The sequence below is a fragment of the Shewanella sp. ISTPL2 genome (genome assembly GCF_013283205.1).
In the GTDB taxonomy this organism is placed as follows: domain Bacteria; phylum Pseudomonadota; class Gammaproteobacteria; order Enterobacterales; family Shewanellaceae; genus Shewanella; species Shewanella oncorhynchi.
This window is the reverse complement of record NZ_JAAPAV010000001.1, coordinates 4,691,291-4,710,178: the sequence shown is the minus strand read 5'-3', so window position 1 is coordinate 4,710,178 and position 18,888 is coordinate 4,691,291. Positions and strand designations below refer to the sequence as shown.

The 18,888-nt window shown below is 46.9% G+C and carries 17 protein-coding genes and 1 pseudogene; 5 read left to right on the top strand and 13 right to left on the bottom strand.

Translation table 11 applies throughout. From position 1 onward, the window contains the following. Positions 1–20: 20 nt before the first annotated feature. From rpoB to HUB64_RS21010, 10 genes and pseudogenes are all read right to left on the bottom strand, one after another. Complete coding sequence (gene rpoB / locus HUB64_RS21060) at positions 21–4,052, bottom strand: DNA-directed RNA polymerase subunit beta (RefSeq protein ID WP_105251032.1); 4,032 nt, start codon at positions 4,050–4,052, stop codon at positions 21–23. A gap of 243 nt (positions 4,053–4,295) precedes the next feature. Next, complete coding sequence (gene rplL / locus HUB64_RS21055) at positions 4,296–4,661, bottom strand: 50S ribosomal protein L7/L12 (protein ID WP_105251031.1); 366 nt, start codon at positions 4,659–4,661, stop codon at positions 4,296–4,298. Positions 4,662–4,715: 54 nt separating this feature from the next. Further along, entirely contained in the window at positions 4,716–5,216 is a 501-nt protein-coding gene (rplJ, locus tag HUB64_RS21050; RefSeq protein WP_006083609.1) for a 50S ribosomal protein L10, read from the bottom strand. Positions 5,217–5,484: 268 nt separating this feature from the next. Then, positions 5,485–6,186, bottom strand: coding sequence for a 50S ribosomal protein L1 (gene rplA, locus HUB64_RS21045; RefSeq protein ID WP_105251030.1), 702 nt, complete (start codon positions 6,184–6,186; stop codon positions 5,485–5,487). A 4-nt stretch (positions 6,187–6,190) separates the two neighbouring features. Beyond that, entirely contained in the window at positions 6,191–6,619 is a 429-nt protein-coding gene (rplK, locus tag HUB64_RS21040) for a 50S ribosomal protein L11 (RefSeq protein WP_006083611.1), read from the bottom strand. Between the two features lie 127 nt (positions 6,620–6,746). Then, positions 6,747–7,298, bottom strand: a complete 552-nt coding sequence (gene nusG, locus HUB64_RS21035; RefSeq protein ID WP_105251029.1) for a transcription termination/antitermination protein NusG — start codon at positions 7,296–7,298, stop codon at positions 6,747–6,749. 9 nt (positions 7,299–7,307) lie between these two features. Further along, on the bottom strand, positions 7,308–7,679 hold the full coding sequence (gene secE / locus HUB64_RS21030) for a preprotein translocase subunit SecE (protein ID WP_006083613.1): 372 nt from the start codon (positions 7,677–7,679) through the stop codon (positions 7,308–7,310). Between the two features lie 261 nt (positions 7,680–7,940). Next, positions 7,941–8,126, bottom strand: a pseudogene (tuf, locus tag HUB64_RS21025) (elongation factor Tu); the annotation flags it as partial. A 1,706-nt stretch (positions 8,127–9,832) separates the two neighbouring features. After that, on the bottom strand, positions 9,833–10,705 hold the full coding sequence (locus HUB64_RS21015) for a hypothetical protein (RefSeq protein WP_173497791.1): 873 nt from the start codon (positions 10,703–10,705) through the stop codon (positions 9,833–9,835). A gap of 168 nt (positions 10,706–10,873) precedes the next feature. Then, positions 10,874–11,743: a hypothetical protein gene (locus HUB64_RS21010; protein WP_173497790.1), complete on the bottom strand. Its 870-nt coding sequence runs from the start codon at positions 11,741–11,743 to the stop codon at positions 10,874–10,876. A gap of 492 nt (positions 11,744–12,235) precedes the next feature. Here HUB64_RS21010 and HUB64_RS23260 point away from each other — a divergent pair, with 492 nt between their 5' ends. Further along, positions 12,236–12,559 (top strand): YceK/YidQ family lipoprotein, encoded by a 324-nt coding sequence (locus tag HUB64_RS23260; RefSeq protein ID WP_173242710.1) that lies wholly within the window; start codon positions 12,236–12,238, stop codon positions 12,557–12,559. 165 nt (positions 12,560–12,724) lie between these two features. On the opposite strand, the gene HUB64_RS21000 is transcribed toward HUB64_RS23260, so the two are convergent. Both HUB64_RS21000 and HUB64_RS20995 read right to left on the bottom strand, forming a co-directional pair. Beyond that, positions 12,725–13,846, bottom strand: a complete 1,122-nt coding sequence (locus HUB64_RS21000) for an aminotransferase class V-fold PLP-dependent enzyme (protein ID WP_173242708.1) — start codon at positions 13,844–13,846, stop codon at positions 12,725–12,727. Positions 13,847–13,850: 4 nt separating this feature from the next. Then, positions 13,851–15,029, bottom strand: a complete 1,179-nt coding sequence (locus tag HUB64_RS20995) for a monodechloroaminopyrrolnitrin synthase PrnB family protein (protein ID WP_173497789.1) — start codon at positions 15,027–15,029, stop codon at positions 13,851–13,853. Between the two features lie 264 nt (positions 15,030–15,293). Here HUB64_RS20995 and HUB64_RS20990 point away from each other — a divergent pair, with 264 nt between their 5' ends. From HUB64_RS20990 to HUB64_RS20975, 4 genes are all read left to right on the top strand, one after another. Beyond that, positions 15,294–16,637, top strand: a complete 1,344-nt coding sequence (locus tag HUB64_RS20990; protein WP_105251110.1) for an anaerobic C4-dicarboxylate transporter — start codon at positions 15,294–15,296, stop codon at positions 16,635–16,637. 190 nt (positions 16,638–16,827) lie between these two features. Continuing rightward, a complete protein-coding gene (locus HUB64_RS20985; RefSeq protein WP_173242706.1) occupies positions 16,828–17,493 on the top strand; it encodes a CHAP domain-containing protein in 666 nt (221 codons plus the stop codon). A gap of 12 nt (positions 17,494–17,505) precedes the next feature. Further along, entirely contained in the window at positions 17,506–18,096 is a 591-nt protein-coding gene (locus tag HUB64_RS20980; RefSeq protein ID WP_173242704.1) for a hypothetical protein, read from the top strand. Between the two features lie 37 nt (positions 18,097–18,133). After that, a complete protein-coding gene (locus tag HUB64_RS20975; protein ID WP_168826445.1) occupies positions 18,134–18,646 on the top strand; it encodes a M23 family metallopeptidase in 513 nt (170 codons plus the stop codon). 24 nt (positions 18,647–18,670) lie between these two features. Here HUB64_RS20975 and HUB64_RS20970 read toward each other — a convergent pair whose 3' ends face one another. Beyond that, positions 18,671–18,847: a DUF2986 domain-containing protein gene (locus HUB64_RS20970; RefSeq protein WP_173242702.1), complete on the bottom strand. Its 177-nt coding sequence runs from the start codon at positions 18,845–18,847 to the stop codon at positions 18,671–18,673. Between the last annotated feature and the right edge of the window lie 41 nt (positions 18,848–18,888).

Sequence of the window (18,888 nt, the reverse complement as noted above, 5' to 3'; positions counted from 1 at the left end):
ACGCGGCTAAAGGCCTGCGCTTATGCCTGATCCAACTCGATATTAATACCGAGTGAACGGATCTCCTTCAGTAACACGTTGAAGGACTCTGGCATGCCAGGTTGCATCTGATGGTTACCGTCGACGATGTTCTTATACATCTGAGTACGACCGTTAACGTCATCCGATTTAACAGTGAGCATTTCTTGAAGCGTATAAGCGGCACCGTATGCTTCTAGTGCCCACACTTCCATCTCACCGAAACGCTGACCACCGAACTGAGCTTTACCGCCCAGTGGTTGTTGAGTCACTAAGCTGTACGAACCGGTAGAACGGGCGTGCATCTTGTCATCAACTAAGTGGTTCAGTTTGAGCATGTACATGTAACCTACCGTTACTTGACGCTCAAATTCGTTACCGGTACGACCATCAAACAACTTCAACTGACCAGAGGTTGGCAAACCTGCAAGTTCAAGCATCTGCTTGATCTCTTTCTCTTTAGCACCGTCGAATGCAGGAGTTGCAATCGGGATACCGCCTTTCAGGTTAGTCGCAAGACGTAATACTTCATCATCAGTGAATGAATCGATATCGACGCGCTGCTGCACTTCGTCACCTAATTCATAAACTTGCTTGATGTAACCACGAACTTCAGCCAGCTCACGCTGTTCTTCAAGCATCGCAGTGATCTTGTTACCAATGCCTTTGGCAGCGGCGCCCATATGGACTTCAAGTACCTGACCAATGTTCATACGTGATGGAACACCTAGCGGGTTCAATACGATGTCTACTGGGTTACCTTGTTCGTCATATGGCATGTCTTCGATTGGGCAAATCTTAGAGATAACACCCTTGTTACCGTGACGACCCGCCATCTTGTCACCAGGTTGGATAGTACGCTTAACCGCTAAGTAAACCTTAACGATTTTGAGTACGCCTGGCGCCAAGTCATCACCTTGGGTGATCTTGCGACGTTTGATTTCAAACTTCTTATCGAAGTCAGCTTTCAGCTCTTCATGCTGTTCAGCTAATTGCTCAAGTTCAGTTTGTTTTGCTTCATCGTCAATGACTTGAACCAATACATCTTTACGTGGCAACGCAGCAATTTGCGCTTCAGTGAAACCAGCACCGATTAACAAGTTACGCGCACGGCTCAATACACCTTCTTCAAGGATCTTGAACTCTTCGCCTAAGTCTTTACGAGCTTGGGCAATGTGCATCTCTTCGATTTCAACTGCACGCTTGTCTTTTTCAACGCCGTCACGGGTAAATACCTGAACGTCGATGATAGTGCCCTTAACAGAGTTAGGAACACGCAGTGAACTGTCTTTAACATCAGACGCTTTCTCACCGAAGATAGCACGGAGTAACTTCTCTTCTGGCGTTAGCTGTGTTTCGCCTTTTGGCGTCACTTTACCAACCAGAATATCGCCACCCTTCACTTCTGCACCAATGTAAACGATACCTGACTCGTCGAGTTTCGACAGAGCAGATTCACCTACGTTTGGAATATCAGCCGTAATTTCTTCGCTACCCAGTTTGGTATCACGAGCAATACAAGACAGCTCCTGAATGTGGATAGTGGTGAAACGGTCTTCTTGCGCTACACGCTCAGAAATTAAGATCGAGTCTTCGAAGTTGTAACCGTTCCAAGGCATGAATGCGATACGCATGTTCTGGCCAAGGGCTAAGTCACCTAAGTCAGTAGACGGACCGTCTGCTAACACGTCACCACGAACGACTGGCTCACCAACAGCACAACAAGGGCGTTGGTTGATACAAGTGTTTTGGTTAGAACGGGTGTATTTAGTCAGGTTATAAATGTCGATACCGGCTTCGCCTGGGCGCAGCTCATCTTCATTTACTTTAACAACGATGCGGCTCGCATCAACGTAGTCTACAAAACCACCACGTTTAGCAACAACCACAACACCAGAGTCAACAGCCAAAGTACGTTCAATACCAGTACCTACTAGCGGCTTTTCAGAGCGCAGTGTGGGTACGGCTTGACGTTGCATGTTCGCACCCATCAAGGCACGGTTAGCATCGTCGTGTTCTAAGAACGGGATCAGTGACGCAGCAACAGAAATAATCTGTTGTGGCGAAACGTCCATATACTGGATGTCAGCAGCGCGCATAAAGGTTGATTCACCTTTATGACGACAAGCAATTTGCTCTTCTGCCATACGACCGCTAGCGTCAACTTCGATGTTCGCCTGTGCAATCACATAACGACCTTCTTCAATTGCTGACAAGTATTCCACTTCGTCAGTAATCACGCCGTCGATAACCTTGCGGTATGGCGTTTCTAGGAAGCCGTAGGAGTTAGTACGGGCAAAACTTGCTAATGAGTTGATTAGGCCAATGTTTGGACCTTCAGGGGTCTCAATTGGACATAAACGACCATAATGCGTTGGATGTACGTCGCGGACTTCGAAGCCTGCACGTTCACGAGTCAAACCACCAGGGCCAAGAGCAGAAATACGACGCTTATGCGTTACTTCTGACAGCGGGTTGTTTTGGTCCATGAATTGTGACAGCTGAGAAGAACCGAAGAACTCTTTCACTGCAGCAGAAATTGGCTTAGCGTTGATCAAGTCTTGTGGCATCAGCTCATTCAGATCACCTAAAGACAGACGTTCACGCACGGCGCGCTCAACACGGACTAAACCAACACGGAATTGGTTTTCAGCCATTTCACCGACGCTACGAATACGACGGTTACCTAAGTGATCGATGTCATCGACTTCGTCGAAACCGTTACGGATATGAATGATGTTCTTCATTACCGCGACGATGTCTTCTTTAGACAATACACCGCTACCTTCGTCATCAGGAATGCTGAGACGACGGTTGAACTTCATACGACCTACTTTAGACAGGTCATAACGCTCTTCACTGAAGAACAAGTTCTGGAATAGTGCTTCGGCAGCATCTTTGGTTGGTGGCTCGCCAGGACGCATCATACGATAGATCTCAACCAGCGCTTCTAAGCGGTTAGTGGTTGAATCGATACGCAGCGTATCTGAAATATAAGCACCATGATCTAGCTCGTTGATATACAACGTACTGATATCTTTAATACCGGCCAATGATAGTTTAGCCAGATCTTCTAAGCTAATTTCACTGTTGGCAGAGACTAAAACTTCACCTGTGTCCGGATCGATATAATCTTGAGCAGCATATTTGCCCACGATATATTCAACTGGCACTTCAAGCTCAGTGGTATTGGTCTTTTCTAACTGACGAATGTGACGCGCAGTAATACGACGTCCCGCTTCAACCAGTACAGAACCTTCAGCATCCTTGATGTCATAGCTGGCAGTTTCGCCACGCAGACGTTCAGGCACCAAAGACATGACCAGAGTATCTTTCTTGATCTTGAACTCAACGCGTTCGAAGAACAGATCGAGGATCTCTTGAGTAGAATATTCTAATGCACGTAACATGATGGTCGCAGGCAGTTTGCGGCGACGGTCAATACGCACAAATAGTGCATCTTTAGGATCGAATTCAAAGTCAAGCCATGAACCACGGTAAGGAATAATACGTGCGTTATACAGCACCTTACCTGATGAGTGGGTTTTACCACGGTCATGATCAAAGAACACGCCTGGAGAACGGTGTAATTGAGATACGATTACACGCTCAGTACCGTTGATAACAAAAGTACCGTTATCCGTCATCAATGGGATATCACCCATGTAGACTTCTTGTTCTTTAATATCTTTTACTGTGCCCGCCGCTGCTTCACGGTCATACAACACCATGCGTAATTTAACGCGTAGTGGAGCTGAATACGTAACACCACGGATCTGACACTCTTTCACATCAAAAACAGGCTCGCCAAGCTTATAGCTGACGTATTGCAGTTCTGAGTTACCAGAAAAGCTCTTGATGGGAAAAACGCTACGGAAGGCGGCTTCTAAACCGCGCTCACCGGTAGGATCTTGATCGGTGAACTTCTTAAAAGAGTCTAGCTGGATAGACAATAAATAAGGGATATCCAAAACTTTTGGACGCTTACCAAAGTCTTTGCGAATACGCTTCTTTTCAGAATAGGAGTAAACCATGGGTTTCCTCTGCTTACGAGATGTGACCAAGACTGAATAAATAACTTAAGTTATTAAAATTCAGCACGTTTGCCCATCACCGTTGATGGCAAGAACCTAACCAGTAATCTCTGCTAGGGACTGCAAAATTTGGCGACAAACGGTGAAAAAAAATCGCCAGCGCATATAGCGCAAAAAAGGCCGACGGTTAAAAAACCGCCAGCCTCCACCCAAGTGGCTTGGGTGAGCAAGCTAAATAATAGCTTACTTAATTTCTACAGAAGCACCAGCTTCAGTAAGTTCTTTCTTCAGAGCTTCAGCTTCTTCTTTAGAAACGCCTTCTTTAACTGCTACTGGAGCAGCTTCAGACATAGCTTTAGCTTCTTTCAGGCCTAAACCAGTTGCGCCACGGATGGCTTTAATAACTGCAACTTTGTTGTCGCCGTGAGCAGTCAGAACTACGTTGAATTCTGTTTGTTCTTCAACAACAACTGCTTCTGCACCGCCAGAAACAACAGCAGCAGCGGCAGAAACGCCGAACTTCTCTTCCATAGCTTCGATCAGTTCAACAACTTCCATTACAGACATAGCTGCAAAGGCTTCTAAGATTTGGTCTTTAGTGATAGACATAACAAATGTTTCCTATTGTTCTGAATTCAATTTTATTAAGCAGCCAGCTTGAAATTAAGCGGCTTCTTGTTTTTGATCGCGCAGGGCGGCCAGTGTACGAACGAACTTGCCAGCAGATGCTTCTTTCATAGTCATCATTAACTGAGCTAGTGCTTCTTCGTATGTTGGCAGTTTCGCCAAACGATCAATTTCAGCTGCAGGGATGAAATTCCCTTCAAAGGCTGCGCCTTTAACTTCGAAGTTAGCTTGTTCTTTAGCAAAGTCTTTTAACAGACGTGCTGCAGCACCTGGGTGCTCTAAAGAAAACGCAATCAAAGTTGGGCCAGTGAACGTTTCTGCTAGGCACTCAAAAGCAGTACCTTCAACAGCACGACGAGCTAGCGTGTTACGTACTACACGTACATATACACCAGCTTCGCGAGCTTTTTTACGCAGACCGGTCATAGCACCTACAGTCACACCGCGAGAATCAGCGGCAACTGCAGATAGCGCACCTTTGGCAGCTTCGTTGACTTCAGCAACAATCGCTTTTTTGTCTTCGAGTCTTAATGCCATTGGCTTTACTCCTGGATTCTACCTAGGGTATTCCCTAGTATTTACCATACTAAATACTTATGTATTTAGTGACTTACGGTGCAGATTATCCAGTAAAAAATTTTAGCTGGGGCCTGACACCGTCTACGCAGGAAATTAAGTTATTTTTACAAAAAACACCTGCGGTCTTGGACGGAAACCTGAGTTAAACTCCGCCTAAACGGAAGATAAAACAGGCTTCAACCCACAAAGTGCGCGCATTATAGACTAATGCACCCGCTTTGTAAAATTATAGAGTTGTTTCAAGCGTAGCTTGATCAACTGCAACACCTGCACCCATAGTGGTAGAGATGCTGATCTTTTTCACGAAAATGCCTTTAGCAACTGCAGGCTTAGCCTTTTTCAGTGCTGACACTAACGCTTCCAAGTTTTCTTTCAATTGAACTGGTGTGAAATCCACTTTACCGATAGTAGTGTGGATAATACCGTTCTTGTCGTTACGGTAACGAACTTGACCCGCTTTGGCGTTCTTAACAGCTTCAGCAACGTTTGGCGTTACTGTACCTGTTTTAGGGTTAGGCATTAAACCACGTGGGCCTAAGATTTGACCTAACATACCAACAACGCGCATTGCATCTGGAGATGCGATAACTACGTCAAAATTCATTTCACCGGCTTTGATTTTCTCAGCCAGATCATCCATACCAACTAGCTCAGCGCCAGCAGCTTTAGCAGCTTCAGCATTTGCACCTTGTGTAAATACTGCAACGCGAACGTCACGACCAGTACCATGTGGCAACACTGTTGCACCACGAACGTTTTGGTCAGATTTACGTGGGTCAATACCCAGGTTAACTGCTACGTCTACACTTTCAACGAATTTTGCAGTTGCTAATTCTTTTAACAGAGCAACAGCTTCGTTGATATCGTAGCTTTTAGTACCGTCAACTTTCTCGCGAATTACGCGCATGCGTTTAGTTAGCTTTGCCATTATATTAATCCTCTACAACCAAACCCATTGAACGCGCAGTACCTTCGATTGAGCGAGTCATCGCTTCAATGTCAGCACCAGTCATATCGGCAGCTTTAAGTTCAGCAATTTCTTGAACTTTAGCGCGAGCGATAGTACCCACTTTCTGAGTGTTTGGACGTGGAGAACCTGATTTCAGGCCTGCAGCAGTCTTCAGTAAGTAAGACGCTGGAGAAGTCTTGGTTTCAAAAGTGAATGAACGGTCACTGTATACAGTGATCACGACTGGAATAGGCATGCCTTTTTCCATTTTTTCTGTACGGGCGTTAAACGCTTTACAGAATTCCATGATGTTCACACCTTTTTGACCCAAAGCTGGACCAACTGGTGGTGACGGGTTCGCAGAACCGGATTTTACTTGTAGCTTAATATAAGCATCAATCTTCTTTGCCATCTGACATTTCCTCAGTTTGGGTTCAAACGCGCATCAGCGACATGCTGACATGCTCCCCCGAAAACAACGGGTGCGAATTATATAGAAATTCGCACCCGTTGCCAAACGGATTTTGTAGTTTATTTAATCAGCCTTTTTCAACTTGACTAAAATCAAGTTCAACAGGCGTAGAACGACCAAAGATCATCACTGATACTTTCACGCGGCTCTTGTCATAATCCACTTCTTCAACGGTGCCGTTAAAGTCAGCAAATGGACCATCACACACACGTACCACTTCACCAGGCTCAAATATGGTTCTATGAGTCGGTGACGCTGTCGTTTCTTGTAAGCGACGCAGAATTGCATCAGCTTCTTTATCTGAAATTGGGGCAGGACGATCAGACGTTCCGCCAATAAAGCCTAAAACACGCGGGATGCTTTTGACTAAATGCCAGCTGTCATCGTTCATTTCCATCTGGACTAACACATAGCCAGGGAAAAACTTACGTTCGCTCTTGCGACGCTGACCTGCACGCATTTCGATGACTTCTTCAGTCGGAACCAATACTTCACCGAAGTATGCTTCCATGCCATGCATTTTAATATATTCAATCAGTGACTTACAAACTCGGCCTTCATAGCCTGAGAATGCCTGCACTACATACCATCTTTTTTTAGCTTCTTTAGCTTCAGTCATTCGAGGTGCCTATACGCCAGTGATAAAATTGACAATTCGCATTAACACAGCATCCATACCCCAAAGGATAAGAGCTAAGATACCTGTTGCTGCAAGGACAATAAAAGTGGTGTTTAGCGCTTCTTGACGCGTCGGCCATACAACCTTGCGCACTTCGATATGCGCTTCACGGGCAAAAGCTAACGCTTTTTTACCTTTTACAGTCTGAAGCGCAATAAAACCAGCAATAGCGAATGCAACGATAACACTAAGCGCACGTATGACGGCACTGGCTTCGCTATACATTTGATTGCCAATAACAGCAGCGGCTAGCAATACAATCACTAAACCCCACTTCACGATATCCAGAGAATTGTTCTGGTTTTCAGTATTTGTTGTCATCGGTTTTTCCGTTACTCAATACGGCCTGAGCTTAGAGCACATTAATTGACGGGCATAATCCCACATCACTCTGCATTTCCGAACACCCTTAGAAACGCAAAATAGCATAAGCTCAGGGTCAAAAATCGGCCATAGATTGTATTCTTATTCGACTTTGTAAGCAAGGATGCGAATCCCATGCAAACCACAAAACCTATGAAATAATCCACTTAAACAAAAAAGGAAGCCGAAGCTTCCTTTTCAAACTAATCTCTATCGCAATTAAGCGATGATTTTAGCTACTACACCAGCACCAACTGTACGACCACCTTCACGGATTGCGAAGCGTAAACCTTCGTCCATCGCGATTGGGCAAATCAGAGTCACTACCATTTTGATGTTATCGCCAGGCATTACCATCTCTACGCCTTCTGGCAGTTCGATAGTACCGGTTACGTCAGTTGTACGGNGAGGTGAGTAGTTCAACACCTGTGAATCTGAGCCAGGGTGCGCAAACGGGCAGCAATTACACCCAAGGACCTAGACATAATTTTGGGACAACCCCAGATGCAGCTACTGGGCATCCTCGTGGTCCCGCGGCTGGTAATGGCAGCGGTACAACCCCAGCGGTGATGGGCAACGGTTCGCCATCGATGACAGATGATGGCACGCAAACCGATGTACCTACAAATACAGGTACGCCGGCTCGTTCGCCTGTCGCGGCGAATACCACAAACACGCCTTCAATGTCACAGACGGATGGCGTGCCTACGGAAGACATCCCTGCGACAGAAGTGCCTGAGGCGAATGCTGCACAAGGATACACTGGCCGTAAATGGGAGGTGAGTAGTTCAACACCTGTGAATCTGAGCCACGGTGCGCAAACGGGCAGTAATTACACCCAAGGACCTAGACGTAATTTGGGGACAACCCCAGATGCAGTGCCGAGTACCGCGACTGGTCATCCTCGTGGTTCCGCGGCTGGCAATGGCAGCGGTACAACCCCACCTGTGATGGGCAACGGTTCGCCATCGGTGGCGGATGTAACAGATGATGGCACTCAAACCGATGTGCCGACAGCCGTCGCAGAAACACCGACGAATGCAGGTACACCAGCTCGTCCGCCTGTCGCGGTGAAGACCACAAACACGCCTTCAATGTCACAGACGGATGGCGTGCCTACGGAAGACGCCCCTGCAACAGTGGTGCCTGAGGCGAATGCTGCACAAGGATACACCGGCCGTAAATGGGAGGTGAGTAGTTCAACACCAGTGAATCTGAGTCAGGGTGCGCAAACGGGCAGCAATTACACCCAAGGACCTAGACGTAATCTGGGGACAACCCCAGATGCAGCGCCGAGTGCAGCGACTGGTCATCCTCGTGGTCCCGCGGCAGGTAATGGCAATGGTACAACCCCACCAGTGACGGGCAACGGTTCGCCATCGATGACAGATGATGGCACTCAAGTCGATGTTCCGACAGCCGTCGCAGAAACACCGACGAATGCGGGGACATCGGCTCGTCCGCCTGTTGCGACGAAGACCACAAACACGCCTTCAATGTCACAGACGGATGGCGTGTCTACGGAAGACACCCCTGCAACAGTGGTGCCTGAGGCGAATGCTGCGCAAGGATACACCGGCCGTAAATGGGAGGTGNAATGGCCCAAAAATCATCGCTATGATGAGAAAATAATACCATTGCTCAAATCCATACCAGTATGTCACCAACCCAACTAGAGCCGTAATCCCGCACGGAATAAGGACCATGATCCACCCAATGCCATACACAGTCGCTACCTTAATATCCCACTCATAGAGGGTGGGCGCCTCACGCACCCGCTGCTGACGCAGCTTATTGAGCCGGTCTTGCTCCTCTTGGGGTAATTGCAGGTACTCACTGCGCGGCAGGTCTTCATACCGACTGTCGTCCAACGGTTGTGTCTCTTGCTCTGTCGACGCCAACTGCTGCGGCGCTGCTCTCTTATTCATATAGCTATTCCTTTGCTGTACCCACGGACTGCACGGTCATCGTTAACCTACCCACACAGCTCGTACTTAATGTTTTCTCACCCTTGACGACCTTGCCGCTAAAAAGTCTGTTAGCATCTTGGTGGCAAAGCTGTCACTGATGGACACCGAGTCTCGCGCCAATAACAGGCGCGAGAAAAAACGTTAACTGGGCTGGGTATTGTCAGGGGTAAAATCTGCCAGTTGGGCAGGTTCGCCTGACTCAAATAACGCAAATGGTACGCCATCTAACACGCGCTCATTTTTAAATACACGGATTTCTGAATCAGGTAACTGCGTCATCAGCAATGACAAGATAGTGTGCATCTTATCCAATGGGCAATGAAGACGAATACTTGCTCGTAAGCCCATTGTTCGTACATCCGATTGGCAGGCAATAAATGGACGATTCCGCGTTACCTTAATCAAATGACGATGCCCATTTTTTATAGGGCTCTCATAAGTTGTCTCTATATTTTTAAAACCAGTAAAGAAAAATGCCCCCAGAGCCATTCCACCTACACCAACCAGCGCTGCTGGGCCTAAAAAGGCCACACCGACGATGCAAACCACTACCCCAAACCAAGCCAGCCCCCGCACTACCGTGTAGGCTGCATCCGGAATAGCATCATGATAAGTGGTGACCAGCCCCTCGGTGGTGAGTCGATAATGGTACTGTTTGTCGGCCAACCAGAGGTAGCGAGCAGATAGGCACATTATTAGGGCCATGATGATTAACCCCACACCCAAGCTAGTATCGCCAGATAGCAAATAGCTCCCTATAAGTGCTAAACAGCCACACGGGATCAGGAAGGTTAACCAAAATAGACCATAGACAGTCGCCACCTGAATATCCCACTCATAAAGCGTGGGCGCCTCCCGCACCCGCTGCTGACGCAACTGATAGAGCCGGTCTTGCTCCTCTTTGGGTAATTGCAGGAACTCACTGCGCGGCAGGTCTTCATACCGGCTGTCGTCCAATGGGGGGGGCGCTTGTTCTGTTGACGCCGACGGCTGCACCGTTGCTTTCTTATTCATTTAGTTATCCCTTTGCTGTGCCCACCGACTGCACGGTCATCGTTAACCTACCCACACAGCTCGTACTTAATGTCTTCTCACCCTTGACGACCTCGCCGCTAAAGGTCTGTTAGCCTGCATCCAGATAATGGTCGTAATTAGCGCCAGTAACAGGCGCGAGAAAAAACGTTAACTGGGCAGGGGATTCTCAGGGGCAAAATCTGACAATTGGACTGGTTCGCCGTCACGGGTGCCAACTTTAGAGAGGCCAACTATTCGTTCATTTTTCAATAAAAAGAGTTCCGACCCCGGTAATTGCTTCATCAGTAGCGACAACACTTTATGCATATCTTCGGGATGACAATAACAGTCGAGATTTGAATAATATCCGAAATAAAACCTGTCTGTATCACACGATATATATGGCCTCTTGTGGGTCACTTTTATCATATGGGGGTGTCCACGCTTGATAGCACTTATTGAGGTGGTTTCTACATTTTTAAAACCAGTAAAGAAAAATGCCCCCAGAGCCATTCCACCTGCACCAACCAGCGCTGCCGGGCCTAAAAAGGCCACCCCGACAATACAAACCACTACCCCAAACCAAGCCAGCCCCCGCACTACCGCGTAGGCGGCATCCGGAATCGCATCATGATAGGTGGTAACTAAACCCTCGGTGGTGAGTCGATAATGGTACTGTTTGTCGGCCAACCAGAGGTAGCGGATAAATGGCGCAAAAATCAATGCCATGAAAAAAAAACCATACCATTGGTCAGACTCATACCAGTGTGCCACCAAGCCAATCAGCACCATTATACCGCAGGGAATAATGACAACGAGCCACCCCATGCTATACACGGTCGCTACCTTAATATCCCACTCATAGAGGGTCGGTGCCTCGCGTACCCGCTGCTGACGTAGCTTATTGAGCCGGTCTTGCTCCTCTTGGGGTAATTGCAGGTACTCACTGCGCGGCAGGTCTTCATACCGGCTGTCGTCCAACGGTTGTGTCTCTTGCTCTGTCGACGCCGACTGCGGCGACGCTGCTTTATTGTTCATCCTGTTACCTCTCGGTAGACTCTACTTGTAGCGTGGCCATCGCCAGGCAGTAAATCCAGTCATCCATTTTAAATCAGCAACATAATATGCTCTCGGCCTACCCTCAAGCGAATATTTACTGAAACAGTTTTAAGGAAAGTAATAAAAGTAGCTAGATGGCCAGTGAGGGAAGTGGAGACTGATTTTAAAGAGTATGTTCAAAACTCATCTGAGTTCTGCAAGGGCACGGCATACAAACCTCCATGTTTAATACCAATCCAAAACAAGAGTCGCCGTTAACAACTAGGTTATTGAGCTTGGTTGTATCTCGTTTCTGTTGATGAATAATTGACAGATATAATCATATAGTTAGAATGCCAAGCTGTTGAAACAGAACAGGTTGGCGTCAAATGAAACCTGATCTGGTTCCACATCACTAACGCTCTCAGTTGATCAAGTGAGTAGATCATACCGAAGCAATGCAGTTTTTCACATATAAACAATGGAGTGGTTATGCGTTGGTTGACTTGGTTGGTCGTGTGCTGTTCTCTCACGGGATGTGCAACGATAACGTCGAGGATGGGAGAAAATTCAACTTGGGGTCACTCTTTCTCAAGTGTGCAAACGGCTGTTGATAATGGCGAGGAGTGTATGATGATCTCCGCGTTAGCGGCCCCACCCTTACTGCTCTTTACCATCCCGCTGACACTCGTTGATATGAGCAGTGCGTTGATCATCGATACTGTTATGCTACCTGCAGATTTAGCGATCACGCCCAGCGATCCCAAGCTCCACACCCCGCGACCCATGGTCTGCCGCTATGACTATAAGATTTAAGCATGATCGCACCCAATAAATAACCTCAAGTTGCCCGTGTGGCGGTGAATTAACGCCGGCATACGGGAACGACCATGTCGCGGTTTGCCTCCCAGAGTGTTGTGCCTTGTTAGTTGTAATTACGTGGTACAACTTAGCCTAGCAAGCCATTTTAAATCATTTAAGTTAGCGATTTGCTTTAATCACATCAAGTAACAACTTGATATCAGCCATATTGTTATAAATATGCGGAGAAATCCGGATCCCCATACTGCGGGCGTCGACACTAATATTCGCGTTCGCCAATGCCGTCATCATTTGATGCTGCTGTTTACCAAACTGCAGAATAAGCGTGCCGCTGCGCTTTTCAGTATCCCGCGGCGACACAAACTCATGGTCGAGCTCTTGCGCCACAGCATCAATCAATTGCTGATTGTATTTACGCAGCAACGGAGTACCTAAACCAGCAAGATAATGAATGCTATGGGTGGCAATGGCATAAGGCGCGATTGATGGTGTCCCTCCCCAAAAGCGCAGTGCGGAATGCAGGTAACGAAAATCATGGATATCAAATTCGAACGGATTCTCGTGGCTAAACCAACCCACATCTTTAGGCTGACAACTCTCCAATATGGCGGGATTAACCCAAAGATAGGCAGCACCAGGGCCGCCGCAGAGCCATTTCACACTCGAACCGATTAAAAAGTCGGGTTGTAGGAGCGCGAGATCCAGCGGAATAATCCCCGCCGATTGCGCTACATCCACTAAGCTCAAACAACCTCGCTCACGGGCTATAGTGAAAATATTGGCTAATGGCGCCTGCTGCCCCGTATTCGAGTAAGCATGGCTGACAAACACCAGATCCACATCGCGGCTGATATGCGTATCCCACACATTAGGGTCGGTGATATCGAGCCCTTTAGGAATAAAGCGTACTTCGCAACTGGCAGGCAGCGCTTTTTTAAGGGCAAAACCCATGCTGGGAAAATCAATCTCACTCATTAACACAACGGCGTGTTCGCGGTTCAATCTGTCGAGGGACATGACAATTTTAGTCAGCGCACTGGAAAGATTGACCTGAGGGCAAAAATCCTTTTGGTGGCCGTTAAATAGTTTAGATAAAGCAAAGGTAAAATCATCAATCACACCCAGCCACTGGCCCCAAGGTTCACGCCCCGACTCCTGCCAAGGCGCAAAAAAGGCTTCTTTAAAGACCTGCTCGGTCGATTTTAATGGCCGGCCAACGGAATGGTTTAATAGATATCCTGGACCTGCTAGGTAAAAGTCCTTTTTAAAATCTTCAAACATAGTGTTATCTCAAACTCTCTTTTAGTTTTTTAATATCACAATAACGAGTCCGAATATCGCTGCGCTGAGCGGCGGCGCGTCTGTCTCTGAGTCGCTCCAATGAGCCGAGTAGCACATGCAGTGGCGGACCACTGGCGGTGACTTTGGCTAAATGCTGCTGCTCCATACTTGTCGAAGGCTCAGCAATATATTTAGTCACTAACTCATTATGGTGCTGAATCGCAGTCTCGCCATGTAATTCGCAGACTTCAATAAAGAGTCGCAAGTTTTCTTGATACCAATCTTGGGTTGAGCAGTCTTTTGCCTGCAGGAAGTCATCCATCAAATTCGGCCGACGCATGCACTCGCGCAATATCTGTTGATCCTCCGGCATCATGTATAAAAACTTGTCCACCAGCATTTGCGAGTAGGAAGCTTCATTGGCAAAACAAAGACCTAGCGTTAAATCGATGACATTAATCCCCGCAAAATCCCCGGCGTTAGCGCCGCGATAAATGACCGAGCCCACCCGATAAGGTTTGTAGTAAGGGCGAACACAGTAAAAGAAACGGTCCGTATCTAATCGATTAAATAATTGGGTATTCGACTCAATCACATCTTGCAAGGCCTGTTTAGCGACTCGCAGTAAATCGTGACTGATGGGATGGGAAATGCCCAAAGGCTGGACCTTCAATAGCGCATCGGCGGCGCGTTTATAGGCCAAAATGCCCTTAGTGTTGTAATCCACAAACAGCTTTTCGGCGGACAGATCGGTAAAGCGCTTATAAATGCCATTGTGGGCACGATTGTGAGTAGTTAAATGTGCGGTGGCAAAGCGCGGCGTGACGCCTATTGAAGCGCCAATATGCATGGCGAGCGCAGAAGCCTCAGCTAATGGCGATGTCGTTTCCCGCGAGGGCTCGGTAATTTCATGGCGCCGACAGGCCGCCATATACAAGCCCACATTACCGAGTAAATCGAAGGCACTGTCGAAACCTTCATCAGTATTCCCCTCATCGAGCAAGGTCTTAATCAACTCTCGCCCTTCGCTCTCCAGCGCCAACTTAGCTTCTGCGCCGATATCAAGCACATTGGCCCGCTCCGTTTGTTGGTAGTAAAGCTGTTCTAGCTCGGAATTGAGTTCCACAAAGCGGCTGCGGATCCAATCATCAAAAGCTTCGGTATTAAAGGTGGCAGGTTTCACGGGCTTATCCTTGAGTATTGTTATCGTTCTTTTAAACGGAGTGAGCTCAAAGCGTTAGCCCAATCCGTAAAACTCGTAACCAGAATGCAACTTATCGCCACATGTTTCTAGCGTTAGGTCAAATTTCCGAAAAAACTAATGCCATTTTTTATTTACACCATGCGCCAGCGCAATTTTTCAAACACTTTTACTCCGCAGAATGTTCCTGAAGACACTCATCACTCAACTAATAGCTAAGCGGTAAGTTCCGCAGAGGTAAATCGGATGATTTTAATGGAATTTATAGTAGTGCTTAGCTGCCTACTGCTAGGTACCCGCTACGGCGGCATGGGATTAGGCCTCATCAGCGGTATTGGCTTATTTTTACTGATTTTTGTTTTCGGTTTAGCGCCGGGACAACCGCCAGTGCAAGTTATGCTAACCATACTTGCAGTCATTGGCTGTGCAGCCGTATTGCAAACCGCGGGTGGATTAGATGTGATGATGCAGTATGCCGAGCGCTTACTGCGCCGTCATCCACAATACATCACGATTCTAGCGCCGCTGACCACGTGGACGCTGACCTTCCTTTGCGGTACTGGCCATGTGGTTTACACCATGTTCCCGATTATTTCCGATATCGCGCTGAAGAAAAATATTCGCCCAGAGCGCCCAATGGCGGTGGCATCTGTCGCCTCGCAAATGGCGATTTGTGCTTCGCCCGTGTCGGTAGCTGTGGTGTCTATGGTGTCGATTCTGGCATCACAACAGGGTGTAGGCCGCGCTTACAATCTGCTCGAAATTTTAATGGTGTCAGTGCCAGCATCGCTTTGCGGTGTCATGGCCGCTGCACTTTGGAGTCTGCGTCGTGGTAAAGATTTAGATAAAGATGAAGAATTTCAAGAACGCATTAAAGATCCAGTCCAAAGAGCCTTTATCTATGACAAGAGCGAAACCCTGTTAAATCAAAAATATCCGAAGGAAGCTTACTGGGCAACGGGGATTTTCTTCACCGCTATCGCTGCTGTGGTACTGTTAGGTTCATTTAGTGAATTGCGTCCCGCCTTTGACGTTAAAGGTAAGTCGACCTTGCTCTCGATGAACTTAGTGATCCAGATGATGATGTTAATTGCAGGTGCTTTTATCCTGATGACCTGTAAAGTCAAACCGACCAACATCTCTAACGGTCCCGTTTTTAAAGCGGGCATGGTAGCAATTTTCTCAGTATTTGGTGTGGCTTGGATGAGTGATACTTTCTTCATCAGCCATATGGATGTACTTCAGGAAAACCTGTCCCATGTAGTACAAAGCCAGCCTTGGACCTATGCCTTAGTGCTGTTTCTCATCTCTAAGCTTGTTAATAGCCAAGCGGCAGCACTCACAGCAATCGCACCTATGGGACTCGCCTTAGGGGTCGATCCAAAACTCTTAATCGCCTTCCTCCCTGCAAGCTACGGTTATTTCGTGCTACCAACCTATCCAAGTGATCTGGCCTGTATCGGCTTTGACCGTTCAGGTACGACTAAAATAGGTAAGTTCATTATTAACCACAGCTTTATCATTCCAGGCTTTATCGGTGTAGCGACAGCATCGGCTGTCGGTTATCTACTCGCAACCGCTTTACTCTAACCTCCACAAATAACAAAGGCCGCTAATGCGGCCTTTGTTTTAGATAACCTTAGATCACACAAAAGTATTAACCTGTGCCAATATAAAACCCATACCCTAGACGCCCATATTCTTCAGAACATAAAATACGCAGCCCGAAAGTGAGATAAGTATCTTACTCAACAACTCTTTTTAGCTTGCCGTACTAAAGATGATTAGACGCTTATCCATTCTATTAGCTTTTTTCGCGATACTGATGGGGCTCATATACTGTGCCTACAGTCTGATAACTCGGATTAACTTTAATTCCCACCATCAAGTAGGAGAAGTCATCGACACTCTAAACGGGGTTAATATCTATTATAACGGAGGAGTTAATACCCATTCAGGACGTAACCTATCTATAGATGGTTATAACTTAGGTATTCAATATCAATGTGTTGAATTTGTTAAGCGCTACTTTTACCAACGCTACCAGCATAAAATGCCTGACGCTTTAGGCCATGCTAGAGACTTTTTTGATAACAAGTTAAGCGATGGCATGTGGAATGAAAAACGCGCTATGCGGCAATACACTAATGCGAGTCAGACCAAACCTATGCAGGATGATCTACTCGTGTTTTCTCCATGGATATTTAACCCCTATGGTCACGTTGCGATCATTGCCTCAGTTACCGATAGCAGTATTGAAATTGCCCAGCAAAATCCCGGCCCCTTTGGCCCATCACGCGAACGGTTGGCATTAATTCAACAAAACGGCCTCTGGTATATTGATGCGCCTCGAGTAAAAGGTTGGTTAAGATGGCAGGCTCCGGAAATCACGGCATCCCCGATTGCAGAATCCGCAAATACGCCATTCACCAGTAAAGTTCACTGAGAAATAACAATAATGTCAGTATTAACTTGGATTAAACAACGCTTTGCGCGCAACAGTAATAGCCTCAAGCAATCTAGGCCACAAACTGAGTTACACACTGTTTTTCATCAAGCCCAGATGCCCAATATCAGCTTGCCAATCATACAAACCTATCCACTCGTTGTACCTATGGACAGAGCAGATATTTTTGCTTATCAATTGCATTGCTTGCTGACTTACCAAGGGAAAGAGGCCTTAAACACTTTACTTAGCCAGGCAGGCTTTAACACATTGCCCGAGCAAACGGTCAACTTTAACGGTTTTATCGAACATCCAACCCAAGCGACCTGCGTATTACTGAACCAATATGACGATTTTGCGGGTGTGTGCATAACCTTAGTGACCAATGACAAACCCTTGCTAGAAGCATTAATCAGATTCAAATCCACCCCGCCCAATCCATGGGAAAGCTTTCCTAATATCGATCCCGATACCCTCGGCAGTCTTCAAGGTAATATCGACTTTTGGTGCAGCTATTTTTGGCGCCCCTATTGGCTATCGCTTTCAGAAGCCGAGCGCTTGCAATATCCTGAAAGTTGGCGGGAATTTAGCGATTTTCATTAAAACTTAAGGTACGCAAACACTTAATGCAGGATAAAAAATGAAATTGAAATATGTTGGATTAGCACTGACGTTACTGCTACTTGGTGGTTATCTGATCCCTGAGTCACCCGCGATCCCAGTAAAGGGGGCCAGCAGTAAAGATTGGAACAGCCAAACCTTTTGGTATGAACCTTGGGGTCCATCGGGCGTTCACAAGGGGATAGATATTTTCGCCGCCAAAAACACCGCAGTGATTGCGCCAACGCCTATGCTGATCTTGTATCGAGGTGACTTCTTCAAAGGAGGAAATGTGGTGGTTGGTTTAGGTCCGAAATGGCAAATTCACTACTTTGCCCATTTAGCACAAATTGAATCAGCCACAGGATTGATTGCCTACCAAGGTGACACTTTGGGCACTGTCGGCGATACGGGCAATGCACAAGGTAAACCGCCCCATCTGCACTATTCCATTTTGAGCTTATTGCCTAAACCTTGGCTGATGGATACTTCAACCCAAGGTTATAAAAAGGCCTTTTATCAAAACCCTATCGAGTATTTAACTGCACTATAGGCTTAACAACTTACTTTAATCAGCTTATTGGCCAAGCTGAGGTTCTGCGGTTTTTGATGGGGTCTCATGCTCAACTGCCGCAGCTAATGCTTCTCTCTCTGCCTTCGCAATATATTTAGGTTTATTGCTAGATTGCAGTTTGGCATTGGCCTTTTTTGCCTTGCTCTCCAAGGTTTGATTAATCTTCTTTTTACGGTTCATCAGAGTACCAATGCGAGATACGGTATAAAGGGGCGCGATTA